The 26511-nt window shown below is 54.2% G+C and carries 19 protein-coding genes; 7 read left to right on the plus strand and 12 right to left on the minus strand.

The features are described from left to right. Positions 1–77: 77 nt before the first annotated feature. Complete coding sequence (locus tag AB4K05_RS12500; RefSeq protein WP_368480291.1) at positions 78–497, plus strand: hypothetical protein; 420 nt, start codon at positions 78–80, stop codon at positions 495–497. Between the two features lie 2 nt (positions 498–499). Further along, complete coding sequence (locus AB4K05_RS12505) at positions 500–1387, plus strand: bestrophin family protein (protein ID WP_368480292.1); 888 nt, start codon at positions 500–502, stop codon at positions 1385–1387. 71 nt (positions 1388–1458) lie between these two features. Here AB4K05_RS12505 and AB4K05_RS12510 read toward each other — a convergent pair whose 3' ends face one another. Continuing rightward, positions 1459–3054, minus strand: a complete 1596-nt coding sequence (locus AB4K05_RS12510) for an STY4199 family HEPN domain-containing protein (protein ID WP_368480293.1) — start codon at positions 3052–3054, stop codon at positions 1459–1461. Between the two features lie 133 nt (positions 3055–3187). Between AB4K05_RS12510 and AB4K05_RS12515 the strand changes: the two genes are divergently transcribed. Then, entirely contained in the window at positions 3188–3709 is a 522-nt protein-coding gene (locus AB4K05_RS12515) for a GNAT family N-acetyltransferase (protein ID WP_368480294.1), read from the plus strand. 105 nt (positions 3710–3814) lie between these two features. Here AB4K05_RS12515 and AB4K05_RS12520 read toward each other — a convergent pair whose 3' ends face one another. Continuing rightward, positions 3815–4201: a hypothetical protein gene (locus tag AB4K05_RS12520; RefSeq protein ID WP_368480295.1), complete on the minus strand. Its 387-nt coding sequence runs from the start codon at positions 4199–4201 to the stop codon at positions 3815–3817. A gap of 240 nt (positions 4202–4441) precedes the next feature. After that, the gene (locus AB4K05_RS12525; RefSeq protein ID WP_368480296.1) at positions 4442–5200 is read right to left on the minus strand and encodes an SDR family NAD(P)-dependent oxidoreductase; all 759 of its coding nucleotides are present in this window, start codon (positions 5198–5200) and stop codon (positions 4442–4444) included. Between the two features lie 119 nt (positions 5201–5319). Here AB4K05_RS12525 and AB4K05_RS12530 point away from each other — a divergent pair, with 119 nt between their 5' ends. The 3 genes from AB4K05_RS12530 (at position 5320) to AB4K05_RS12540 (ending at position 8903) form a co-directional block, all read left to right on the plus strand. Next, complete coding sequence (locus tag AB4K05_RS12530; protein WP_368480297.1) at positions 5320–6219, plus strand: LysR family transcriptional regulator; 900 nt, start codon at positions 5320–5322, stop codon at positions 6217–6219. Positions 6220–6349: 130 nt separating this feature from the next. Next, the gene (yhjD, locus tag AB4K05_RS12535) at positions 6350–7312 is read left to right on the plus strand and encodes an inner membrane protein YhjD (protein ID WP_368480298.1); all 963 of its coding nucleotides are present in this window, start codon (positions 6350–6352) and stop codon (positions 7310–7312) included. Positions 7313–7586: 274 nt separating this feature from the next. After that, on the plus strand, positions 7587–8903 hold the full coding sequence (locus tag AB4K05_RS12540) for an MFS transporter (RefSeq protein WP_368480299.1): 1317 nt from the start codon (positions 7587–7589) through the stop codon (positions 8901–8903). A 39-nt stretch (positions 8904–8942) separates the two neighbouring features. Here AB4K05_RS12540 and pdeH read toward each other — a convergent pair whose 3' ends face one another. Then, on the minus strand, positions 8943–9716 hold the full coding sequence (gene pdeH / locus AB4K05_RS12545; RefSeq protein WP_368480300.1) for a cyclic-guanylate-specific phosphodiesterase: 774 nt from the start codon (positions 9714–9716) through the stop codon (positions 8943–8945). Positions 9717–9944: 228 nt separating this feature from the next. On the opposite strand from pdeH, the gene AB4K05_RS12550 reads away from it, so the two are divergent. Then, positions 9945–10874, plus strand: a complete 930-nt coding sequence (locus AB4K05_RS12550) for a sugar kinase (RefSeq protein WP_368480301.1) — start codon at positions 9945–9947, stop codon at positions 10872–10874. Between the two features lie 184 nt (positions 10875–11058). On the opposite strand, the gene AB4K05_RS12555 is transcribed toward AB4K05_RS12550, so the two are convergent. From AB4K05_RS12555 to bcsQ, 8 genes are all read right to left on the minus strand, one after another. Then, complete coding sequence (locus AB4K05_RS12555; RefSeq protein ID WP_368480302.1) at positions 11059–12549, minus strand: M16 family metallopeptidase; 1491 nt, start codon at positions 12547–12549, stop codon at positions 11059–11061. A 285-nt stretch (positions 12550–12834) separates the two neighbouring features. Next, complete coding sequence (locus tag AB4K05_RS12560; protein WP_368480303.1) at positions 12835–14121, minus strand: dicarboxylate/amino acid:cation symporter; 1287 nt, start codon at positions 14119–14121, stop codon at positions 12835–12837. Positions 14122–14269: 148 nt separating this feature from the next. Further along, the gene (gene hmsP / locus AB4K05_RS12565; RefSeq protein WP_368480304.1) at positions 14270–16282 is read right to left on the minus strand and encodes a biofilm formation regulator HmsP; all 2013 of its coding nucleotides are present in this window, start codon (positions 16280–16282) and stop codon (positions 14270–14272) included. Between the two features lie 148 nt (positions 16283–16430). Further along, on the minus strand, positions 16431–19739 hold the full coding sequence (gene bcsC / locus AB4K05_RS12570; RefSeq protein ID WP_368480305.1) for a cellulose synthase complex outer membrane protein BcsC: 3309 nt from the start codon (positions 19737–19739) through the stop codon (positions 16431–16433). After that, on the minus strand, positions 19721–20818 hold the full coding sequence (gene bcsZ, locus AB4K05_RS12575) for a cellulose synthase complex periplasmic endoglucanase BcsZ (RefSeq protein ID WP_368480562.1): 1098 nt from the start codon (positions 20816–20818) through the stop codon (positions 19721–19723). The genes bcsC and bcsZ overlap by 19 nt, the downstream gene beginning before the upstream one ends. A gap of 6 nt (positions 20819–20824) precedes the next feature. Further along, entirely contained in the window at positions 20825–23128 is a 2304-nt protein-coding gene (gene bcsB, locus AB4K05_RS12580) for a cellulose biosynthesis cyclic di-GMP-binding regulatory protein BcsB (RefSeq protein ID WP_368480306.1), read from the minus strand. A gap of 13 nt (positions 23129–23141) precedes the next feature. Continuing rightward, positions 23142–25760: a UDP-forming cellulose synthase catalytic subunit gene (gene bcsA, locus AB4K05_RS12585; RefSeq protein ID WP_368480307.1), complete on the minus strand. Its 2619-nt coding sequence runs from the start codon at positions 25758–25760 to the stop codon at positions 23142–23144. After that, a complete protein-coding gene (gene bcsQ / locus AB4K05_RS12590) occupies positions 25757–26509 on the minus strand; it encodes a cellulose biosynthesis protein BcsQ (protein ID WP_368480308.1) in 753 nt (250 codons plus the stop codon). The genes bcsA and bcsQ overlap by 4 nt, the downstream gene beginning before the upstream one ends. Positions 26510–26511 lie beyond the last annotated feature (2 nt).

Genomic DNA, 26511 nt, shown 5'->3' on the forward strand with positions numbered 1-26511 from the left:
ATGCAATGCCAATAGCGCCCTATCACGTTAGTTCCATTACATCGGATATTTTAACCCCTCTTATGGATAAGAAAGCCATGATAAATAGCGCGATCTCCTTGGAAGATAAATCCATCCAAATCTTCAATCATAAAAACAAAATGGATAAATACTGGAACACGTACGCCATGGAGTTGATAACGCAAATTACCGCTACCGAACGCCTCTACAACCATCAAATCCAGCCGAGCGAAAAAGGTCGGTTGAGCGTAACGCTGTTCGGCTGCGTGGATATCAACATCGTCCGCTCACGTGCTTTTGGCGAAGTGTGTATCCATTTTCTCGTTGAGTCAGAGGAGCTTGGCGGTCTGACGCTCAAGCCCTCCAGCATTGACGCACAGGGCAACCTTGACCACCAGATCCCGGTTCACGATAAAGCTGCGGTTTTTGACCACTATCTGGAACGTCTTCAGGTGGTTTACGACGCAATTCTGGCGCTGTCACCGGAAAAGGCCTAACCATGATAGTCAGACCGGAGCAAACGTGGTTTAGAAAGCTGTTCTCATGGCGCGGGTCAATCATGAGAAAAATATCGCCGCAGCTGTGCTTCTTTATCCTGCTCAATATCGTCTATCTGTTTACGCTGCCGCTGTTGCATCTACACGGAATTATCGCTAAAGAGAGTTCGTTTTACTTCATCGGTATCTCTATTTCTATCTCAGTATTTCTCGGCTTTCGTAATAATACAGCTTGGCTACGCTACTGGGAGGCGCGCAAATTATGGGGCGATTTATTGATCGTTAATCGTTCGCTAATGCGCGAAATCATCAATACCACTCAAGCCAGCTCGCAGGAGAAAAAGGTGGTTTTGGATTTGCTGGTCACCTACTGCGAGACGCTTAAAGCGAAGCTGCGTCACGGGCCGGTTCCGGTGTGCAGGGCGCTGGACTACCAGCGCTTGACCACGCCCTGTAATGCCCTGCTGCAAAACATTGGTCAGTGGCTATACCTACATCGCCCCAACGAATTTGTGTATCGTAATTTCAATCACTATTTGAACCAGATAAGCGCGATTCAGGGCGGCTGCGAGCGAATCAGTAATACGCCAATCCCCTATGCCTATTCGCTGTTGCTCCACCGGACGGTCGGCATCTTTTGTGCGGTCTATCCACTGCTATTAATCCACGACTTTGGTTTTCTGACGCTGCTGTTTTCCATCTTCACAACCTATGCCCTCCTAGCGCTGGATGCCATCGCCACCGAGCTGGAAGATCCGTTCGGCACGGAAGACAACGATCTACCGCTAAACGCCATCTGCAACGCCATCGAAATCGACCTGCGCGAGATGCTCAAAGAAAGCGTTGTGCCGATGAAACTAAAACCAGACGCGCATTACCGCCTGCTCTGACCTCATTGCGTGACGTGAAAGACGCTGAGATACACAGACATTCTCAGCCATTTTTGCGTCGCGCATCTCGCTTATTGAATGACCTCGTAGACCGACTGTTGAATTAACAGCCATTTCTTGCTTTGCGCATCCGGCGCCGCCTTGTTGCGCTGCTGCGCCGTTTCTACTGCCAGCCGCTGCCGTTTAACAACCGCCGGGGTGGTACAAAAAGCTTGCAGGTAGGACTTGCGAATCGCATCCAGCCGCGTGCCGCGCGACAGCTCATGCGTGAGCGTATTAATAAAACGTCGGCAGGGTTTAGGCTCGTCCATCTGGCTGCGATAGCGTAGCAATAGGTTGAGCACCGCCTCATGTTGGGCGGACATTGCGAGGTCAGTCCATGCAAGTTGCCAGTTCATACCGCCGCGTAAAAAAAGCTCTGTCACCTCGACATCATTGCGATCGATAGCCGACCGCAGGGCTCCGTTATCCCAAAAAATGCCGCGTCTCGAAAGGATTTCGCGCGCCGAGGGAGCCTGTCCAACGGCTTCGGCAATGACATGCTTTGTATAGCGCTGCTCGACCGGCGGCAGAACTTCAGGTGGCGAAAAAAACATGCCAAGACCGCCGAGGGTGATGCCCAGCACCAATACGCCCACCGCACCCCATAAAAGCGCGGTGATGACCCGTTCACGGGTATCAGAATGCTCGCGCGTTTCATGGTGAACGCGCTCAATGCTGTCAGCAATGGGCAGGGCATCAACGCCCCAGTTCTTCGCATAATCAGCCGCCTGTTCCCAAAAATGCTGCACTTCGCTGCCATCCGACGCCATCAGGCTAGCCGGGTTGACGCGCGTGCGCCCCTGCTCATAGGCACGTTGAACCGGAGCAGCAATTTGCTGCGTGTAGTTCTCAAGCAGCAAACATTCAATTTCGGTGAGCGGGTGGTGAGCCAACAGCTTGTTGCGCATCCGGCGAATATCATCGAGAAATGCATGCAACGTCAGACGCTGCTCGACCAGAAAGGTTAGCGAGGACGCATAGTTAAACAGTGATGAGTAGTGGCGGGAGAAGTTTTTTTTATCGACGACCAGCAAAGCCAGTTCGCCGAAGGTCATGCCGCTGAGGATCTCCCCTGACGGACTACGCGACTGCCACCGGGCAATCTCCTGCGCACCAAACTGAGATTTGAGATAATGGTGCAAGTGCGGCGTATCCGGCCATACCTGCTCCACCAGCTCGCGTAGCATAAGCTGGATGGTCCGTATTTGCCGCTCCGACTGTTCCTGAAGCTGGTCGGCATCAAGCGAATAGCCGGTATTAAACTTCAGCAGCGGCTGCTGTTGTCTTATTTTTTCCAGCGTGACCACAAAGCGCTCGGCGGCAATCAGTTGATTCTCTGTCGCTAGCATCCCATGTTCGTACGCCGCAATTCCCTGCTGCAGATGACGCAACTGAAGCATAAATTCGCTCAGTTGGCTGTCGTTTACCTTCAGACGCTGCGCAACCGCTCCCCATCCGCCCAAATTCAGCCGAGCCTGATCGAGCTGTTCAAGAAACCAGCGTGGATCCTTGCCTTCCGTGACGTGTATTTTGAGTAATGTGAGGATTTCAATGGAGGCCTGACGAATGACGTTCAGGCAATGCTCGAATTGCTGGCCAATCTGCTGCGATGAGGTCGGCATCATCAATTTCCTTAATCAACAACAAGGCAATTTAGCCTTAGGATTAACATGTTGTTATTTTGTTATTTTTGTCGTTACACCATAGAGCAAATCAGGCAAATTAACAGTCCTGTCCTCCTATCTGAAAGGTGAATTTATGATCGCGCTCACCACGGAACGCTGTCGCTGTACGCCGATAACCTTGGCCGACTGGCCTTTTTTCCTGATGCTGCAGCAGCACCCGCAGGTCATGCACTATGTCGCCGATAATCGTAGCGAAGAAGAGATACGCGAGGCGTTTGATTCCCGGCTCAACTCTTGGTCACCCGGCGCATCGCACTGGCTATGCTTAGTCGTACGCGATGCACAAAATGTCCCCTTGGGCATCACTGGATATATTCACCGGGAAGCCGACTGCGCCGAAGTCGGTTTTTTGTTTGCCCCGGAATCACAGGGCAAGGGCTACGGTAGCGAATCGCTGCGAGCCATCTGCGATTATGCGTTCAGACAGGGAGGTATTCGTCGTTTGACTGCAACGGTCACGGTCGGGAATGTAGCTTCGCGCAAGACGCTGGAGAAAATCGGCTTTCGGCTGGAAGGAGAACTGCGCGAGAGCTATCAGATTGCGGGAAAATGGTACAACGACTGGCTTTTCGGTCTGCTTAGCCATGAGTATTAACCTGCACCGATATCCACCGCATGGCCGGATATCGGTGCAGTTATCAGATAACGTCGTGCCGCTGGCTGAGGTTACTCAGCCCAGACGTTTGTTATCTATCCCTATCTACCACTCCACCGGCAGACAGATTCCTCCCTGCATCACGCTCTTGGTGGTTTGCACAAAGACCTCGAGGTTGGCATCACGCGGGATAATCGCTTGGACGTTGAAAGTCATCATTTCGTGCAGCCATGCCCGGCTGTATTCATTCGCAACAAGGATGCCCTTTGACTCCGGAAACTGCTGATATTTTTCCTGCAATACCCACCGACAGAAATCGGGCCCCAATTCACCATCAAGGATCAGCAATGCGTCCGGGTGACGCAAAAGGTATCGCCACAGATCATCAACCTGACTGACAGCCGAAATATCAATTCCCGGAATATATTCCTGTAAGCTAATTTTCATTCCATGAATAAATATTGACTGCCTGTCAAATATGACTACCTGCATACAAACTCCCCATAAAAAAGTATTAGATGATTAGCAGGGAGGATTATACGTAGATGAACGATAAGGAAAATGCGAGGCTTATGAATGCTTACAAGCCTCTGCCAGTCATTACGCATTCACATAGACCATCACATATAAATTAAGAAAAGGATTAAATAGCGGAGCGATGAACGGCGAGAACTGAAATAAGCCCAATGCAGACTTATTTCAGCTTAATACGTTTGAAACTTATGCCAAGCTTTATAAGAACATCCCGCCGGACACTTCAATACGCTGCGCGTTCATCCAGCGCAGATTATCGCTGAGCAATGCGGCAATAGCATCCCCGATATCATCCGGCAAACCAGTGCGGCCTAGGGCCGTTTGCGAGGCCACGTAGCGGTTCAGATCCTCGTTATCTCGCAGGTGCCCGCCGCCAAAGTCGGTCTCAATCGCCCCCGGAGCAATGCTATTGACGGAAATTCCGCGTGCCCCGAGCTCTTTGGCCTGATAACGGGTCAGCACTTCCATCGCCCCTTTCATCGACGCGTACGCGGCATAACCCGGTAGGGCGAAACGCGCGAGTCCCGTCGATACATTGAGGATACGACCGCCGTCAGCCATCAGTGGCAACAGCTGCTGAGTCAGGAAGAATGGGCCTTTGAAGTGGATATTCATCAGCTCATCAAACAGAGCTTCCGAGGTTTCGGCAAAGGACGCGTAGAGGCCAATTCCCGCATTGTTCACTAAATAATCAAAAGACTCACGACCCCACACTTGGCTAAGCTGCGCTTTCACTTGTTTTGCGAACTCACCGAAGCTTGCCACATCGCTGACGTTCAGCTGCAATGCCACTGCTTTCGCCCCTGTTTGTTCAATTTCAGCGACGACCTGCAGTGCCGCATCACGCTGGCTGTTGTAGGTGAAGATGATATCCGTTCCGGACGCGGCCAGCTTCAGCACCGCATTTTTACCTAACCCACGGCTGCCGCCGGTCACTAATGCAATACATTGACTCATATAAACCTCTATCTCAGATGGTGTGCACGTTGAGAACAAGCTTATTAGGTGATTAAATAACAATAAATACCGCCAATTGCGCTTCACTGTCTCATCTACAACAACAATAGGGTGTCGAGATGGATAAAATTCACGCAATGCAACTGTTCATTCGCGTCGCGGAGCTCGAGAGTTTTACTCGCGCAGCAGACACGTTAGGCCTTCCTAAAGGTAGCGTATCGCGCCAGATTCAAGCGCTGGAAAACCATCTTGGCTGTCGTCTGCTGCACCGTACGACCCGTCGCGTACTGCTGACGCAGGATGGAATGGTCTATTACGAACGCGCCAAAGACCTGCTCAGTAACCTAGATGAGCTGGACAGCATGTTCCAAAGCGATCCCAGCAGCGTCAGCGGACGGCTGCGCGTGGATATGCCGGTGGGTATTGCGAAAAATGTCATCATTCCCCGCCTACCGGAGTTTTTGCAGCGCTATCCGGGGATTGAGCTTGAACTCAGCAGCAGCGATCGCCTCGTTGACGTTATTCGTGAAGGTTTCGACTGCGTGGTGCGTGTTGGCACGCTGAAAGACTCCGGTCTAATCGCCCGTTCGCTGGGAAAACTGACCATTATCAACTGCGCCAGCCCAGCTTATCTGGAACGTTTTGGCTATCCGGATTCATTAGACAGCCTCAGCGCCCATGCGCTGGTACACTATGCCGTCAACCTCGGCGTGCGCCCGCAAGGTTTTGAAGTGGCGAGAGATAATGGCACGCAGTGGATAAAAACCGGCGGCGTGCTGACGGTGAATAGCACAGAGACTTACCACGCCGCCTGTCTGGCAGGTTTGGGGATTATTCAGGTGCCGCGCGTCGGCGTCCGTGAGGCATTGCATAGCGGCAAACTGGTGGAAATCCTGCCGCAGTACCGCGCCGAGCCAATGCCGGTATCGCTGATTTATCCCCACCGCCGCAATCTGTCGCGTCGGGTACATCTGTTGATGGAGTGGTTAACCGAGGTGTTACACGATTACGTGGATTGAGTTCGATGGGCGCCTTGCCGGATAGCAACGAAATGTCTAATCCGGCCTGCAACGGCATGGCACCGCCGGGAATAATAAACAGATCAACGTCTATACTTAACCAAGGCCAGAAAAAAGGAAAAGAAATCTGATGACGTCAGAAAATGACGAGAAGCGTCTACAACAAAAGGCCAGCCGAGCGCTGGAAACCGTCACCGGAACGGCACAGAAAATCCAGCGTAATCCGATTATCGCCCACGTACTGCGCGCCGCAGAGCGCTTCAACGACAGAATGGGCAACCAGTTTGGCGCGGCGATCACCTACTTTTCATTCTTATCGATGATCCCCATCATGATGGTGTCGTTCGCGGCCGCCGGGTTCATTCTGGCCTCGCATCCCACGCTGCTTCAGGACATCTTCAATAAGATCCTCGTCAATGTCAGCGATCCAACGCTGGCCGCTACGCTCAAAAGCACCATTAACACCGCCGTACAGCAACGTACCACCGTCGGCTTGGTGGGGCTTGGGATTGCGCTGTATTCCGGGATCAACTGGATGGGCAACCTACGTGAGGCCATTCGCGCCCAATCGCGCGACGTTTGGGAACGCACGCCGCAGGATCAAGAAGCTCTCTGGGTTAAGTATCTACGTGACTTCGTGTCGCTGATTGGCCTGCTCGTGGCGCTGATTATCACCCTGTCCATCACCTCGGTGGCCGGTTCCGCGCAGCAGCTAATTATCTCCGCACTGTATCTCGACAGCATCGAATGGCTGAAACCGGCTTGGCGGCTGATTGGCCTCGCTATTTCTATCTTCGCCAACTACCTGCTGTTCTTCTGGATTTTCTGGCGGCTACCGCGCCATCGCCCGCGTAAAAAAGCACTGATTCGCGGCACGTTTATTGCGGCTATCGGCTTTGAGGTGATTAAAATCATCATGACCTGGACGCTGCCAACGCTGGTGAAATCCCCCTCCGGTGCCGCATTTGGTTCCGTTCTCGGGCTGATGGCGTTCTTCTACTTCTTTGCGCGCCTGACGCTGTTCTGCGCAGCGTGGATAGCCACCGCCGAATACAAAGACGACCCAAGAATGCCGGGAAAAACCCACCGTTAAGCGCCCCGCTGGGCTGAGAGATAACGAAAAATTTCAGCCCAACGCAGCGTTTCAGCAGATAAATCCAGTTGGTAACTTTTATTTAACCAAAAACTAGATTTATCATCTATTCTATAAAAAATGTGAAGCATTTCATGTTTGATAACCCGCCAGTATAGAAATTATCCACTTTTTCGCTATTTTGACCCCATTTTACATTCCTGTTACAGATTGAAATGTCGCTTTTGCTATGTCTAATATGACCGTTCGTTCGCTATAAATATTAGAAAAGACTATGACCAGCACAACACTCGATAACGAACAAAATACGGCACCGGTTAACTCGCGTAATAAAGTCGTCGTGGCTTCACTCATTGGCACAGCCATTGAATTCTTCGACTTCTATATTTACGCCACCGCTGCGGTCATTGTGTTCCCGCATATTTTCTTCCCACAGGGCGACCCAACTGCCGCCACGCTGCAATCGCTGGCGACGTTCGCTATCGCCTTTGTCGCGCGGCCGATTGGCTCTGCGCTATTTGGTCACTTCGGTGACCGCGTCGGACGCAAGGTGACGCTGGTTGCTTCACTGCTGACGATGGGGATCTCTACCGTTCTGATCGGCCTGCTGCCAACCTACGAGTCGATTGGTATCTTGGCACCGATGCTGCTGGCGCTGGCGCGCTTTGGTCAGGGTCTGGGCCTTGGCGGCGAATGGGGGGGCGCAGCACTCCTGGCGACCGAGAATGCACCGCCGCGTAAGCGCGCGCTTTACGGTTCCTTCCCACAGTTGGGCGCGCCGATTGGCTTCTTCTTCGCGAACGGCACCTTCCTGCTGCTCTCTTGGTTACTCAGCGAAGAGCAGTTCATGACCTGGGGCTGGCGTATTCCGTTTATCTTCTCTGCGGTGCTGGTGATAATCGGCCTATACGTGCGCGTTTCACTGCATGAAACACCGGTGTTTGCGAAGATCGCTGCAGCGAAAAAACAGGTCAAAGTGCCGATGGGTACGCTGCTCAGCAAACACGTTCGCGTGACGGTGCTCGGCACCTTTATCATGCTGGCGACCTACACGCTGTTCTATATCATGACCGTCTATTCAATGACCTACAGCACCGCCGCCGCACCAAATGGCCTAGGGTTGCCGCGTAATGAAGTGCTGTGGATGCTGATGCTGGCGGTGATTGGCTTTGGCGTGATGGTGCCGATTGCTGGCCTTCTGGCTGACCGCTTCGGACGTCGTCCGAGCATGATTGTTATCACCAGCCTGATTATCATCTTCGCCCTGTTCTTCTTCCAGCCGCTGCTGGGCTCCGGAGATCCGTCGCTGATTATGCTGTATCTGCTGGTAGGCTTAAGCCTGATGGGTCTGACCTTTGGACCAATGGGGGCGCTGCTGCCAGAGTTATTCCCAACGGAAGTGCGTTACACCGGGGCATCATTCTCGTATAACGTGGCGTCAATTTTGGGGGCTTCTGTTGCGCCGTACATTGCAGCCTGGCTGCAGAGCAACTACGGTCTATTCTACGTGGGTGTGTATCTGGCGGTCATGGCGGCGCTGACGCTCATTGCACTGCTGCTGACGCACGAAACGCGTCACGAATCACTGTAAGTCTCTCTTCACTGGCCTACGCACGCGTGGGCCAGTCTATTACACCAAATGAATCATCAAATTATCCAACGTCGACATCGGTACCGGTCGGGAAAGAAAATAGCCCTGCGCCGCATGAGCCGGTGACTGCTGCACCTCGCGCCACTCTTCCAGCGTCTCAACGCCTTCGACAATCACCCCTTCACAGTAGCGATTCATCAACTGTAACAGCAGGATGAACAGCTTGCGGCCTTCGGGGGTTTTGCGCAGCATAATGAACAGGTCACGCGCCACTTTGATGTAGTCATAGCGCACTTCATTAAGCGCTGAGAAGTTGGCCATGCCGGTACCAAAATCATCCAGCCACAGCGGGCCGAATTCGCCTAACGAGGCCACCGTCGAATCTTTCGGCAGCGCCATGTGTTCCACCAGCTCAAAGCGCAGCCACGGCAGCGTTTCAATCATCGTTTTCAGGATCCTATCCTGACGCATTTCCAGCAGCGTAGAGGCATCAACGTTGACCGATGCCAGCACTTTGTTCTGCACGAAGAAATGTTTCTTTTTTGCCAGCATCGCCACCTGTTCTTTGATGACATGGATCCGCTGACCAATGGAGACTTCGGCGAAGTAACGATCCGGGGCAATACGCTTTTGGGGTTGAGAGGGATGGGTCACTATCGTGAGCACTTCTATCGCCATCAGGCGACCCTGAGTGGTGTAGATAGGCTGGTAGGTATAGACGCGCTCACACTCTTGCCAATAACGCAGTTGCTGTAGGCTATCTGGCTCCGTATCAGGAACTCTCGCCCGCTGGCTCACCTGCTTTAACGTCATTTAAGCTTCCTGTGAATAGAGGGTCAGAGGGTCTGGTCATAAGGTTATCGGCGGGGTATTTGATAACTTTATGTCCAAGGCGAGCCATTTTATTTTTGATTATGGATGACAAATACGTCGTAACACGCGCTAGCTCAAAAAAAATAATGGAACGATGTTTTAATATAGTTGACCAGCAATTTGCCTCAGCGCACACTACGAAAAATTTCCCGATTCAGGTTGATGACTATGTCTAAAAAAATTGCCGTGATTGGCGAATGCATGATTGAACTGTCCGAGAAGGGCGCACAAGTTAACCGCGGCTTCGGCGGCGACACCTTAAACACGTCTGTCTATATCGCTCGCCAGGTCTCATCTGCAGAACTCAGCGTCAATTACGTCACCGCGTTAGGCACCGACACTTTCAGCCAGCAAATGATGGACGCCTGGCAGGCAGAGAACGTGAACACTGACCTGATTCAACGTATGAGCGACCGTATGCCGGGCCTGTATTACATCGAAACCGATGATACCGGCGAGCGTACGTTCTACTACTGGCGTAATGAAGCCGCCGCTAAATTCTGGCTGGAGAGCGAGCAATCTGCCGCTATCTGCGAGCAGTTGGCCGGTTTTGACTACCTCTACCTGAGCGGGATTAGCTTGGCGATTTTAAGCCCAGCAAGCCGTGAAAAGCTGCTGTCGTTGCTGAAGCAGTGCCGCGCCAATGGCGGCAAAGTCATCTTCGACAACAACTACCGCCCGCGCCTGTGGACCAGCAAAGAAGAGACGCAGAAAGTTTACCAGCAGATGTTGGAATGCACCGATATCGCCTTCCTGACGCTTGATGACGAAGACGCGCTGTGGGGCGAAAAACCGGTGGACGAGGTTATCGCTCGCACCCACGCCGCTGGCGTGAACGAAGTCGTCGTGAAACGCGGCGCCGACTCTTGCTTGGTGTCTGTAGCCGGTGAAGCGCTGGTTGACGTTGCCGCGGTGAAATTGCCTAAAGAGAAAGTGGTGGACACCACCGCAGCGGGTGACTCCTTCAGCGCCGGTTATCTGTCGGTTCGTCTGACCGGCGGCGACGCGCAGGCGGCGGCAAAACGCGGTCACCTGACGGCGAGCACCGTGATTCAGCACCGCGGAGCGATTATTCCGCGTGACGCAATGCCTGCGTAAAACGCCGGGCATAAAAAAACCTCTTCCGGTTCGGCAGAGGTTTTTTTTCGTCTGGAGTGGGGTATTCCACTCACCCCGGCCCTCTCCCCAGAGGGGCGAGGGAGAAAACAAGCGCCGAATGCCGCACAATCAGTCCCCTCTCCCCTTTGGGGAGAGGGTTAGGGTGAGGGGCAATCACCGTCACTTACTGCGCCGGCGGAATATCCGTCACATCCTGATGGCTATCGTCCACAACCGCAGCCGCTTCCGGCTTGGTGGCCTGCATGATTTTGCTCCAGGTATCCTGCAAGTCCTTCATATTGAACTCCGGCTCGCCAGTAGGCTGTTGCAGAATCAGCGCCATATCCTGCGACAGCTGCTGGCGTAGATCTTGGTTAATCATATCCAGCGACAGCGAATCAAGGAAACTCTGGCGCAGCTTCTGATATTGCTCAGGGGCAATGTCCACCACCTGATTTTGCAGCGAACGAATCCGCTGATTAATCAGTACGTCGGTATCCATGCGGGCATAAGTCGCAAACAGCTTTTGCAGCTCGAGTTTTTTCTGCGCAACCAGCGCATTAAACTCATCTTCCGGCAGACCATTATCACGTACGGCGGCCAGTTCACGCGCTACGAGCCCCAGATTGCCTTCCATCTTGTCACCCGGCGAATCCAGATTAATGCCGCACTGGGCGCGCAGATAGAGCACACGGCAGTCAAAGCCTAAGCCGATATCTTTCATATTGGTACGACTCAGCTTCTGCTGAACGTGCCAGAACAACGCCTCACGTGCCAGATCGGCGCGCCAGTATCGCAGCAGTGCTGCCGACTCGCGGATTGGCTGCCACGCATCGTCCCACATGATAGATAAACGATCCTGCTGGACCGCGTGAGTCATGATGCTTACTGCTTCAGGGCGCAGCGGTGAAAGGGTTGGCACCGCGGCTGGCGTTTCACGCTTGCCTTTCAGCTCACCAAAGATCTTGCCAATTTGCTCGATTGTCGCGCGGCTATCAACGTTCCCTACCACGATAAGCGTCATGGCGTCTGGGGTGTACCACTTGTGATAAAACTCGGTCAGCTGCTTGGCGTCAACCGGAAGCTTCAGCGGCTCGGCGGGATCGTGTCCCAGCATGGTTGAGCCTTTCAGGCGATAGCGCCACCAGCCTTCTTTGGTATCCTGCGGCCAGGTCGCGACCATATCCTGTACGCTCAGGGCGTAGCTGATAGTCTCCGACGTAATGTCCGGTTTGCCCAGCGAGTTAGCAAGCCAGGTCAACGCCTCTTTTTGCAGGTCGTTGCGGTTGTTCGGCATGCTCAAATTAAAGCGGGTGTAATCATAAGAGACAATCGCCGGTGGCAGCGGTCGTTTTGGGTCAATACCCTGTTGCCACATCGAACGCACCTGCGCTGCAGGCATGCTGCCGCTTTGAGTCAAAGCGATACGCGGAATGAGGTGGCTATAGCCGGTTTGCTGAGCGCTTTCGTTCAGCGAACCAATATCAATCGAGAGCCGGATCTCTACACGGTCACTCGGGCGCTGCGGTGTGGCAAGAACCTGCCACTGAAAGCCGTTTGGCAGCGTGCCTTGTTGCCAGGCCGGGTCCGGCTGGAGCGTTTCTGCCTGCACACAGCTGGCCGCTGCCATCATCAGCAAACCACCGGCTAAAAGTCGAATTGTTGTGCCCTGCATGTGAACCCCTGATGAACATTCCTGGTGACTCCCTTCCTAGCAAAGTCCGCAGAGCCGTAGGTAGGCCTGCGCGCCATGAAGGGTATAAAGACAGCCGTCCTCGGACGACAGCCTAAAATCTTGAAGTAAATACGTCAGTTAGACCACGCTATCGTAAAAACGTCACATGGCTAAGCAAAATAAAATATACGATAGTTGTAGGCTATCACGGCTAACAAATAACGCCGCCTAATTATGCGCAGGAGCCCGCACTCCATCAAGGGAGTACGGGCTGAAGAGGTAGGATTAAGAGGATAATTCGTGCGATTTGTTCACGGTCGGACGGTTATTGAGCACATCATCTAACTGTTTTGCATCTAATTGTTTCACGCGTTTCGCAACCACGATGGTGGCGACCCCATTACCAATCAGGTTAGTCAGCGCACGGGCTTCAGACATAAACCGGTCAATCCCCAGAATCAGCGCCAGGCCCGCTACCGGTAAATGACCGACCGCAGAAATGGTCGCCGCCAGCACAATGAATCCACTTCCAGTAACCCCCGCCGCCCCTTTAGAAGAAAGCAGCAGCACCACCAACAGGGTTATCTGATGGAAGATATCCATATGACTATTGGTCGCCTGAGCGATAAACACCGCCGCCATTGTCAGGTAGATGGATGTCCCGTCGAGGTTAAATGAATAGCCGGTTGGAATAACCAGCCCCACCACGGATTTACGACAGCCCAGCTTTTCCATCTTATCGAGCATACGTGGCAGCGCAGACTCGGAAGAAGACGTCCCCAGTACGATCAGCAGTTCTTCTTTGATGTAGCGGATAAATTTGAAAATGCTAAAGCCGGTCGCTCGGGCAATCGAACCCAGCACCACCACCACGAACAGAATACAGGTGATGTAGAAGCAAATAATGAGCTGCCCCAACTGTACGAGGGTGCCCACGCCGTATTTGCCAATGGTGAAGGCCATCGCCCCGAACGCCCCAATCGGTGCTAGGCGCATGATCATATTGATAATGCCGAAAATGACCTGCGAGAAGCTTTCAATGACGTTGAAGATAAGCTGGCCTTTATTGCCTAGACGATGCAACGCAAAGCCGAACATCACCGCAAACAGCAGCACCTGCAGGATGTTGCCGCTGGCAAAGGCGCCGATAACGCTCGACGGGATAATATCCATCAAGAAGGCGACAATCCCTTGGTCTTTTGCCTGCTCGGCGTAGATAGCGACCGCTTTGGCGTCCAGCGTTGCCGGATCAACGTTCATGCCAGCGCCCGGCTGAACAACGTTCACAATCACCAAGCCAATCAACAGCGCGATGGTGCTAACCACTTCAAAGTACAGCAACGCGACGGCACCGGTTCGGCCTACCGCTTTCATGCTTTCCATGCCGGCGATCCCGGTCACGACTGTACAGAAGATAACCGGGGCGATAATCATTTTAATCAGTTTGACGAAGGCATCGCCGAGCGGTTTCATTTGCGCGCCCAGTTCCGGGTAATAGTGGCCGATTAATACACCGACCACTATCGCCGTCAGTACTTGGAAATAGAGGCTTTTAAAGAAAGAGGTTTTCATAGGATGTCCTTAAGCTATAGCCACAGGAAAAGTAGGGATTATTTTCACCTGTGGGCACAAAATAACATCCAAGAAACATAATCGAAATATTTGTACGTGGATTTGATACTTAATTGTTAAAACCTTGAGCTGACACGCACAATCAGGACTAATTATCCTCCGGCAGCAGTGATTTATTTCGACCTAAATAGTCCAGTTCGAAGATCTCTGCCGGCACCGCCCGGGCAAACAAGAAGCCCTGTAGGACATCCACCTTCTCCGCCTTGAGCCACTCATATTGTTCTTTATTTTCAACACCCTCAGCGACCATCTTCAGATTGAGCCCGCGCCCAAGCTGGATAATCGCCGCCACCATGCTGTCATCTTCCGGCAGCGTATCAATAAAGATTTTGTCGATTTTCAGGATATCGACCGGCACCGACTTCATATGTTGCAGCTGGCGCAAACCGGCGTAGCCCATACCGAAATCATCCAGCGCAATACGCACCCCGGCGCTGCGTAACGGACGCAGAATCGCCACGGCGGCTTTCGGATCGTCAATACGGCGACTCTCGGTGACTTCCAGCACCAGCGTATCCGGCGCAATATGGTAGCGGTTAAGCAGCGCCAGCATGTCTGAAACCATATCGTGATGTAGCAACTGTAGCGCGGAAATATTCACCGACAGCGGCATCATAATGCCATGTGACTGCCATACCGCCAGCTGCCGACAGGCCTCTTCCAGCACCCAGTGACCCACGGTCACCATCAAGCCGCAAGATTCTATATTATCGATAAGATCGTTGGGCAATGCCCAACTGCCATCAAGCTGGCGCTGCCGTAGCAGCACTTCAGCGCTACAGACTTTCCCCGTCAACGTATCAACCTGCGGCTGCAGCCAGATAGTGAACTGCTGGGTATCTAACGCCGTCAGAATATCGCTCTCCTCGGTCAGGCGTTTTTGCGCCTTCACCATTTGATCGGGATCGAAGAATTCAATCTGATTTTTGCCTTTGCGCCGCGCGGTAAAGGCCGCGGAAAGTGAGCGACGATAGAACTGTTCCGCCGTCAGCCCTTCGCTGTACATGGCAATACCGATGCTCGCGCTAGGCCGTAACTGAATGCCCTGCAGCGGTAGTCGCTCATTAATAATAGTGAGTACTTGCTGACCTAGAGTAATCGCATGCCACGGCTCCTTGATGCCGTAGGCCAGAATCGCGAAATCATAGCCGCTGACCTGCGCCAGCACCATGCGCGGCGAAATCACCTGCTTCACTTTCTCCGCCAGCGTCAGCAGTAATATCTCGCGCTGCTCTTCTTTTAGCACGCCAGCGGTATCCTGGAGGGTTTCACAGGCGATAGTCAGTAAGGAGACCGGTGTTTTACCCGCCATGCTCTGCTCAAGTAACCCAAGCAGGAACGCCTTATTAGGCAGTTCAGACACCGGAAAACGGGTCGATTGGCTGCTAAGTTCGTCGTATTGGCGTAATAATGCCTGTTGGTTACGGTTATAGCTGCGCACCAGCGTGCCAATCTCATCATCATGATGCAGGCGTGGCAGCGTTAGCTGGTGCCCAATGCGGTCCGCACCCGGCAGATCGTGAATCTCATAGGCAATCTGGCGCAGCGGCCTGACAATCAGCCGGTTGATGCACCAGGTCAGCGCCACGGTAAGAATCAGCACCAAAAGAAAGTAAGCGGTCACTATCGTTGCTAGCGCACTCATCACAAACTTATACATGCGATAAGAGTCTGCCTGCAGCACTAAGTAGGCCAACGGCTGCGGGTTTGCCGGGCGTTCTAAGGAATAGAGGGGCAGCGATATTTGTACCGGTAGCTCAAAAATACGGGTGATATTCACCGGAACAGGGCGTTCCGGAATAAAGCTCATGCGCAGAGCTTGAAATTGATTTGGCAGCACAACGTCCGCACGACTGACAATTCCCGCAGGCTGAATTCGTTCGAGGATAGACTCAGCTTCGGGAATATCGGCTTTGAGAATGGCCGCTGACAGCGGCTGGCGCACAGAGCGCGCAATACTTTCGAGTTGCGCGGCGGTGTTATAGCGATCCTGCTGTACGAAGTGGAACAGTAAAATGAAGCAAAAAACAAATAAAAACAACATGGTAACAACAGCTACCATCGCCATCTGTTTTATAGTAAGTGAACGGCTGACGCGCAAAAGAGCTCTCCACTGAAACGAACGTATTGCACAGGCAATGAGAATAACGAGGCTGGTAGTAAAGTCAAAACAGACTCTGAAGTTAAGATTATAACCCGGCACGATGCCGGGTTATATAAGACGAATACCTATAACGGTGCCTTCTAAATTACCAATCTGCGTACGGAGTCAGCGGCCGCGGCGGGATATCGAGATCGCCCTGCCAGCCTGCGGCAGAGTAGCGCACATACAGCAGCGCATGGCTTGGGGTGTAGTCTTTGGCCTGCTGGATATCAACGCCCGCCCCGACAAACCAGTTGGACGTCACTCGGCGTTCCACAATCGCCCGCGCGGTATAGCCAAAGCCTTGGCTGCTCCCGCCACTGTTAGTATCGTCACTGGCGTCTTGCTTCCACTGCGATGGAATTAAGTTCATCAACGGGTAGCGCTGTTCGGTACGGTTGCGCGAATGCGACCACGAGACGGAACCACCCAGCTCCCACGACCAATTTTCAGTACGCTGACGCCAGTTGACCGGCACCGCAAATGACACGTACTCCTGAGGACTATAGTAACCGCCCTGGCCCAACGTGTAGCCGCTCAGGTCTTTTTGGTAGTGCCAAATCATATTGTTTAGCCCCACCGTTACCCGGCGATTATTCTCGTTTATCACCTTGTAGTAATAGCCGGTCATCCAGCGTACGCGCCAGTTGTCATCGACATTTCTACCGGTAAGCTGGTCGGCGCCAAGCGACGCCCACACGCCGTTGGCCTCGCCTTTATCGTAACTCAGGCTGATTCCACCGCCATCCGCACGCACGCCGCCCCAGGTGGTGCCCGGATGGTCACCGCTGGCGTTGTCTTTCTGCCCGCCAAACGCTAACAGTGAGCTGGAAATAGGACGACGGTGCGCGTTCAACGTGTAGCCGAACGGACCGATATCGTTGCTGTAGCTCAGACCACCCACCACATCGACGACTTCAAAGCCCATCGGCGTGGTGCCAATGTCCGCGCTCCAAGTATCATTTTGCCAACCGACAGCGACGCTGGCGCCGTTCCCAGATTGGTTTTTCGAGCCGTAGCAGGTGTATAAATCGCAGGTGCCCCACTGCTCTTTATAGGCATCATTTTTGTCGGCAGAGAAGCTACCGGCATTCATATTGACCAGATCCGAACGGAAGAACATTCGTCCGTCATATAACGGCGCATCCACTTGGAACATGGTGGTGTGCGCTTTCAGATCCGAGTAGCCCCCGGTACCGTTGGAGCCCCAGTATTCATGCTGCAGCGTGACGTTGAGATCCTGCTGACGATAGAGATCGGCAGCATCACTGCGCACGCCGCGTTTCAACCAGTCGTCTTTCTCATCATTACGGGTCAAGCGCGTAAAGGTATCGTTGTCCTGCGGACGCGTCGGTGAGACCTCTGCGGCCACCATCGCATCTTTATAGGTGTCCAGCGCCGACTGCGGGTTGCCGCCCTGAGCCTGATAACGTGCGGCATCACGCAGCACCATGGCGCTTTCCATTGACGGCGGCAGCGCTTTGGCCTGCGGCACCAGCGCGGTCATCATCTTCTGCGCCGTTGCTGTGTCACCAAGCTGTGCGCTGACCAGCGCAATGCGCCGTTGCGTATTGAGCGAACGTTCGCCCTCGGCCGGCAATTCCGCCAGTTGCTGGCGCGCCGCCAGTTTATTACCGTCGGCAGCATACACTTCCGCCAGCCCCAGATGCGCATCGTCATCCTGCGGATCTTTCGCCAGCACGGCCTGGTATTCCGCCAGCGCCGTGGCGGTATCGCCTCGCTGCTGCGCCCAGTCGGCCAGCGTCGAGTGAATACGCGTGGATTCCGGCTGCTGCTTTAATAACGCAATTGCCTGCGTTTCCTGGCCACCGTCACGTAGGCGGTTAGCCTGAGCAATAATCTGGTCGCTGCGCAGACGCGTATCCAATTCGCGGATGTTATCGGTCCACTGTGACGTCGGCAACGCGGCCAGATGCGTCAGCGCCGCCTGATCCTGCCCATTGCCGGACATGTACAGCCCGTAGGCATAGACCTGCTCGGCATCGGCCGGTTTTTTTCGCGCCAAATTCAGCATCAGACTGTCGGCTTCACCGCGCTGTCCGGCGCTTACCAAATCACGCGAAAGTCGATAGGTTATCCAGACATCATCTGGCGAAAGCGCCAAGCGGCGGCGCTGTATTTCTGCGGCCTGTGCCCAGCGCCCCTGATTTTCCAACGCTTCGGCCTGCTGTGACAGACGGTCGTTGGTCAGGCTACGCTCGATATCGTCGATACTGCGTCGCTGGCTGGCAGAAAGACCGCTGATAAATTCAGTGGCGCGCTCGGGAGACTGCGCGCGGTAGATATTGGCTAGGCCGCGAATTGCACTGCTATTGCTGCGGTCCAAGCGCAATGCCTGCTGGTAGTAACGTTCGGCACCGGCGCTGTCTTTGCGCGCCATCGCAACGTCGCCCAGCCCAAGAACCGCATAGCTGTCGGTAGCATCGAGTTTACGCGCCTGCTGATAGAAACCTTGCGCCTGCGCTAGGTTATTCGCCTTCAGCGCCGCGTCGCCTTTACGGATAAGCGGCCAGTACAGCTGCCAAGTCTGCGGCGTATTATCTTCCGCCTGGGCGATTTTTTCCTGCTCCACCGCCTTCTCACGCAGCACCGGATCGGCCATCTGCTTTTGCTGTTCGGCCAACATCGCGCGTGCGCTGTCTGCGGATTCGCCACTGCTGAAGTTCAGCAAGAAACGCTGCAAGGCTGCGACGCTAGATGGGCTAACCGGCTGGTCTTTAATGGCGTTGAACCAGATGTCACTGGCCGTGCCGCGACCGCTCGATGATTTCGCCATCTGCTCCAGCACGGAAAATGCCTCATCACGACGATTGGCCACCAGCAGCATGTTTGCTAGGGTCGTTTGCAGGCTGAGGTTACCGGGACTCTGCGCATTTAATGATTGCAGGTGTTTGAGCGCTTCATCGCGACGGGCAGGGATTTTCGCTACCGTGCTCCAGTATTCAATCGCATAGTCGCCGTCCGGCGGCGGGCCATTAAACGCTTTTTCGTAAGCCGCTAGGGCTTCCGGTACGTGACCGGTCGTCGCCTGTAAACGGGCTTGTTGTAGTTCCTGGCGTCCGGCATCGGTATTGAGGCCAAGTTCAATGCGCGAGGCGTTATATTCCGTTGAATTCGGTGCGACCTTTGCCAGCTTTTCTAGCTGTTGTTGCGCCCCGGCAGTATCGCCCTGGCGCAGCAAATAGCGCAGCCGAGCGGCCATCACTTTTGGATTGTTGGGGTTAATCAATTCCAGTCGATACAGCGATTGCTGCACCAAATCATCCCGTTTGCTGGCCTCGCCAAGGCGCACTTGGGTGAGCAACTGCTCTTCCGCCGAGGTGTCCGCATAGCCTGGCTGCACCAGCGTCAGGCCAATAGAGAGTGTGATTAAACTTAGTGTGAACTTGCGCATTCCTGGCCCCAGTCAGGTAGTAATTCGCCGCGGGCGCTGAAGCGAAAACGGTGTTGATCCCAGCCCTGCCCAAAGAGGGTCAGAACATAACTGTAATACGCATCCGCGCCGGGAAAACTGTCAGCAACGCGCTGGCGCTGAGCGGCCTGGGCGTCACGATTTTGTAGGAATGGAAGTAATGAAGCTGAAAAGCCAACCGGACCATCGCCGGTTATTTTCCCGGAGGCAATGGCCACTTTTTCCGGGGGAAGTCCATGCTTGGCGGTCTGCGCCGCCATCGCATTAAAGCGTTTGAGCAAGCGCGCCTTTTGCGGGTCTGCGTCGTGCATCATACCGATCCACAGGTAGACGCGAATCGCATCGTAGCTGCCGATAATATCAGGACTCTTGAGCTGCCATCCGTGGGCTTTATCAAAGCTCACCCAATCAGGGGAGAACCCTTTTGGCGCGGTCTCCATCAACATCTTCAGATTGGTCTCGCGCAGCGTCGTCCATGGCGTGCCAAAGCGGCTAAAATATTGCGCAACCTGCGGCGGCAAGTAGCTAGGGTTGAAGCGCCAGCGCGTCTCTTCGGCAAAGCCAACGCGTCCCGGCAGCAGCATCAGGCCTAAGCCCGGAACCTTCACCACCTCCTCTGCGGCAATCTTTGCGAGCAGCGCTTTGCCGGTGGCGCTGTAGTCCGCATTTTCCCACAGCCGACCGGCTTCCAGCAGCGTCCAAGCTATCCAGACATCGGAGTCAGAAGCCGAGTTGCTATCCAGCACCGTCCACTCGGTGTCACTCTTTTTACCCCATAGCCAAGCCGGGAGATGTTCGCTTAGAGAACCTTCTGCAAGGTTGTTCTGTGTCCAGCCAAGCAGCGTGGCGAACGTTTTTTTGTCGTTCGCCGCTAGAGCAAAGAACAACGCATAGCTTTGCCCTTCCGAGGTCGTTATTTTGCGTGAATCGCTGGGGTCGATAACGCGCCCTTCAGCGCTGACGAAATCCTGTTTGAACTGCTCCCAGGCAGGCCAGCTACAGGCGGCCTGAACTTGGCCGCCAAGCGCGCACAACACGACAATCCAGCGTAGCATTTTCATCACGACTTACTCGTCTTCCGGATCCAGACGGCGACGGCTGATAATACGCAGCAGGCGCCACAGTACCCAAGCCAGCAGAATAATGCTTATCGCCGCGAAGATAGCCAGCAATACAGGGTGGTTAGAGAGCGCATACCACAAGCGTTCAAACCACGGCAGATGACCCACATAGTAGACATCGCCTACGCGCAGGCTGTTCACACCGGACTCACGGATAACCGATACCGAGCCAAACATGGCTGCGCGTTTACCGCTGTCGTTCAAGGCATTATTCAGCAGGTCATAACCGCTTGAACCGTCGGCCAGCAGCGCAACCACGCTACGCTGTGGGTGATACGGCGATTCAAAACCAACGACCGCTGCCATCGGACCCGAGGAGGTTATCCCGGTTTGCACGCTGGCCTGACGGTCATCCTCGCTCATATAGATGCTCGGCAGATCGCTGTGACGCACCGGTGTTTTGACCCAGCTCTGTGTAGCATTCACTAACAGGTCGATATGCTTATCGTCCTTGAGTTTGTCCGGGATCGAACCAATCAGCAGCAGATCGGCATCTTTGCTTTGGATCTGACTCCCGTCGTCAACGATCGTCATTTTTGACCCAGCAAGACCGGTTTGACCGCCAATCACGCCTACCGCATTCAGCATCGTGCCAATCTGCGCTTCGGATGGCGTTTTCGGCATCACGATAACCGTATCGGAGAGGTCAGCCATGCGGGTGAACGGGAAGCCCGCATTCGCGAAGGTGCGCAAATCCGGCATCGGCAGGAAGTGATAGTAGTTCGAGAAATCGATAGTGGAATCTTCGCCAATCACCACATGGTTCTGCACCGGTTGGAAGGTGACGCAGCTATCCGCCGACCCGCCCGGCATCGGATTCACATACTGGAAGTCGAAGCGCAGCTGGTTCGTTGCCCCAAGACGCAGGGCTGGAATGCTGACATCATTTTTCCCGTCTAACAGACCCTGCAGAATCGGCAGACGCAGCATCAGCTTGTTGACGTCCTGCGTGCTGTTGAGGCTAAAGGACTGCAGGAACTGATTATTAAGGCTGATATCCATACGCGAGCTATCTTTCACCGGCGGCATGGTGTAGCGATATTTCAGATCCATATCGATACCGGTGCTACGCATCAGGTAGAGATCCGGCGGCAGGTTCAGCGAGAGATTTATCGACGCAGGCTCAAGCCCGGTAGACTGAAGCTGCTGTTCATAGGTTTTCAACTCGCCAAAGGTGACCGGACGGTCAGTACGTACCCAGTTTGGCGCATCGTACGGCACGCGAGCCAGCAACGGCTTCACATCGGTTACCGTCACGCTATCGCCACGGAACAGAATATTGCCCGACGAAATGCCCTGTGCGGCCTGCAGCAGATCTTTATCATCACGACCAAACACCACCAGCAGCTTCTTGTACGGGTCGCTCGGATGGTCGATCATTTCGATAGTCGGCGCTTTTACCGCTGGATGTTCGCGCAGGAAGTCCGGGCGTTTATCGTTGGTGGCAAAAACAATGGCATTGCTGTCCGGCAGTGAATTGTAGTGAACCGGGAAGGTCTGCCCACGCCAACCGGCTTTCGCACCAAACCACGAGGCGATAATCCCCGCCGCCTGCTGCTGTTGCAGATCTGGAGATGCGGCAAACACCATCGGCAGGTTCAGCGTACGGTTATCGCGCGCGTCAAAGAACGGAATTGGGAAGTGCGAGAGATCGTTACGCACTTTCAGCGATTGATAGGATAAATCCAACGAGCTGTTACGGCCGACATCCAGCCAAACCGTGGTGTTAGCCGGGTTTTCACAAACGTCGCGGTAGTGGCCAATAAACTCCAAACGCACCCGGTTAAAGTCGGTGATGTACAACGGGTCGATGGCAATCTGCGTGGTCACCTTTTGACCTAGCTGCTCTTTGGTAACCGGCAGTACGCCCATTAACTCATCGTTAAGATACACCTTCAGTTGGGACGTGACCGGCAGCAAAGACGGCGACGGCGTGTAGGTCAAATTCAGCATCGCTTTCGACACGACTTCATCGCTGCGCATACCGAATTCAATGCTACCGTTCGGGTTGGCGCCACGGAGCACCATGCTGCCAGGCGGTGGCGCAATCTCAGCAAATGAAAGCTTTACGTTGCGGCTTGGCGCTTCTTCCACCACCACCGGCGTCGCGGTGGCGGCAGGCGCCGTTGCGTCCTCCTGAACAGACGGCACCACTGACACCTCTGTCGTCGGTTCTGAATACGTCGTGAGGGGCAGTAAACTGCCCACTCCCACCGCTACTGCACAAATCCAGGAAAGGTTTCTTTTCATCGTGTAATCATCATTATTGTTGAGCCATAGCCGATAGCGGATGCTCGATGACCGCTTCACGCTCAGGGCGGCGCGGTACGAACGAGGCCACCCACGCCACCAGCAAGGTGAGCGACCGGAAAATTTCTTTTGTCACCGGCGGCGCAAACTCGGCCAAGTGACGATAACCACGGAATCCTAGCTTCAGAATATCCATCAGACTTTCCAACGGCTTATCTTCCGGGAAGCTGTCTTGCCAAAGCGCCCACGTATCTGCGCGCGCAAACGTACACTGTACAAAATCGATATGCTGACGCGTGCTCATCGGCAGCAGTTTTAGCCCCACTTCACTTCCCAGTACGCGCACAACCTGCGTCGGGAAAACATATTCTTGCTGACCGCGTTTAAGCAGTAGATTCACTTTCTGCTCTTCTAGCACCTGCGCGTCGCCGTTAATACGAACGCCTACACCGCCATCAGAGAAGTCATGTACCGTACAGGAGAAAAGGTGGCCGTCTTCACGAGCAATAGCGCCCGGCATTTTGATTTCAACGCGGTGCGAACGTCGCACCTGTTTGCTTTCCACCGATACCGCCACTGCACCGCCGAGAATCACCAGGTTGTAAAATACCCACAGCAGGCTGACACATACCGTCAAGACTTCGTCCTGCGGGCCGTACATGTATCGCCAGATACCAAACGCCACGCCGACCAGGTTCAGCAGTACGAGGTAAATGTACGGACGGGAGATAACCCAATCGACATACTCTTCTTTCACCAAACCACCTTTCGCGGTGACGTTAAAGGTCCCTTTATGGGGTGCAAACAGCGCCACCATCGTCGGCGGCGCGATGTACCAAGCCAGCACGGTTTCGTAAATTTCACTCCAGAAAGAGTGGCGATACTTGCCCTGTATTTTTGAGTTGGTCAGGCTGGCGTGGATCATGTGCGGCAAAACAAACAAAGCAATCATCAGCGCTGGCGCGTAGATGATGTAGGCATGCAGCAACAAGAAGGCCAGCGGTGCGGTGAGGAAGATAAGCCGCGGAATGCCGGATAAGAAGTGGAACATGGCGTTGAGATAACACAGTCGCTGCGGCAGCTTTAGCCCCTTACCGAGCAGCGGGTTATCCAGACGGAATATTTGCACCATCCCGCGCGCCCAGCGAATACGCTGGCCGATGTGCGCCGACAAACTTTCCGTAGCAAGCCCCGCCGCCTGCGGTAAACGCATATAGGCGGAGGTGTAGCCTAAACGGTGCAGTCGCAGCGAGGTGTGGGCATCTTCGGTCACGGTTTCAACGGCAATGCCGCCGATTCTATCCAGCGGTTCACGACGAATAACCGCGCAGGAACCACAGAAGAAAGTCGCGTCCCACATGTCATTGCCATCCTGCACCAGACCGTAGAACAGCGTGCCTTCATTTGGCGTTTTACGAAAACGCCCGAGGTTGCGTTCGAACGGATCGGGCGAGAAGAAGTGGTGCGGCGTCTGCATCATCGCCAGCTTCTTATCTTTCAGGAACCAGCCCATGGTCATCTGCAGGAAGGAGCGAGTCGGTACGTGGTCGCAGTCGAAAATCGACACAAACTCGCCCTTGGCATACTTAAGCGCGTTGTTAATGTTCCCGGCTTTGGCGTGTTCGTGGGTGGTACGCGCGATGTATTCCACGCCGACGTCTTTTGCAAACTGCCGGAACTCTTCGCGACCGCCGTCATCGAGGATCCAGATAACCACTTTGTCTTTCGGCCAGTCGATACCCAACGAGGCGTAGACGGTATTTTTCACCACGTTGAGATCTTCGTTATAGGTCGGAACAAAGATATCGACCGTCGGCCATTTTTCCATATCCTTTGGCAGCGGCACCGGATGGCGGTTTAGCGGCCAAGCCACCTGGAAGTAGCCCAGCACGAGGACTATCCATGCGTAGGTTTCAGCAAACAGTAAAATCAGGCCGCAGACCAGACTGACCGGATCGTTCCAGTTTAGCGTTGAGGTGTATCGCCACCAGATGTAGCGGCAGGACACCGTCAGCGACAGAACAATCAGCATCAGCGCAGAAAAACGCCCAGGAATGCGTCGTATCAACAAGGCCACGCCCCAGAGCAGCATCAGGAACACAAACTGCGAGAGCGGGTTGAACGGCTGAGTGATACAGACCAACGCCAGAATGAGCGAGAAGGCCACCGTTACGCCGAGGATCAGGCGGCGAACCCGTGGGCTAAGGTGCGCCAATTCCTTTTTGTGATCGTTATGGCCGGTTTTGGTGTTCATGCGCTCAGGCAGTTCATCCGCCCAGCGGTTATAGCGTTCGCGCAGACGATCAATTCCGGAAAGCGGACGCCATTGTATCTCCCTGCGCTGCTCCGGCGGCTTAGTGGCCATCAGCCATACGACCTGCAAGGCATAGCGCAGCGGGTCTAGCGGACGCGGACGGGAAAAATCAATGTGCGGAAAAAGCTCGTCACGACGCGCATACAACGACTGCCAGCGCGTGTTTTCTAGGGGTAAAAAAATCCATGCCAGCCCAACCCACAGGCATGACAGCGTCGCCGCAAGCCAAGAAGCTCCGTGACGACGATAGTCCACGTAGCGCGCACGCATACGCGCGTACACCGGCGGGACAAAAATCAAACTGCCGAGGCGAATCATGCTTCGCGCTCCGCCGCAGCATGATGCCCGGCGTAGTGCATCAGACACCAGCTAGCGAGAGTGATTAGCTCTTCAGCCGCCAGCGAGTCGTGACGATATTCGCCCAGAGGCTGTTTACTCGCCAAGCTTTCCGCCATCGCTTCATCACGGTGGATAACCACAGGAAGGAGGCGACGCTGCGTTTGCAGCCAAACCTGATAGATATCTTCTTGCAACGGGCTGCTCATGCTCAGGCCGTTAAGCAGAATATGGGTGTTGGCAGGCAGCGGCTGCTGATGCAGACGGATATGACAGTTGGCATCCGGCTCAACCACCGTCAAGGTGAAATGGCAGGCCTCAATAAGTGACGGCGTCCAAGAATAAAAGCCATGAGGGAGATCGAGCAGGACCCACTGGTATTTCCCTTCACGTTCCACTTCTCTGGCAATGGCAGAAGCTGCCATCAATTTATCGCTCAGCGTCGCAATGTTTTGCTGCTCGCCAGCCTGCAATTTGCCAAAAGGGAGAACGTCAATTTGAGAGGTATAACGCAAGCCAGCATCGCGCCAGTCCTTGCCGTCCAGCGCGGCACGCGCCCAGCCGCTTTCACGAGCGATATCGTCATTAAACGACAGACGCAGCATGTTGTCAGGGCTGGCATCAATAACTAACACCGATTCCCCGAGCAGCTGCAAAGACCACGCTAATGCCGCCGTGATGGAGGTCGTCCCCACGCCACCACGCAAGCCCTGTAATCCCAGAATAGCCATTA

Source organism: Kluyvera sp. STS39-E (genome assembly GCF_040932435.1).
Taxonomy (GTDB): Bacteria; Pseudomonadota; Gammaproteobacteria; order Enterobacterales; family Enterobacteriaceae; genus Kluyvera.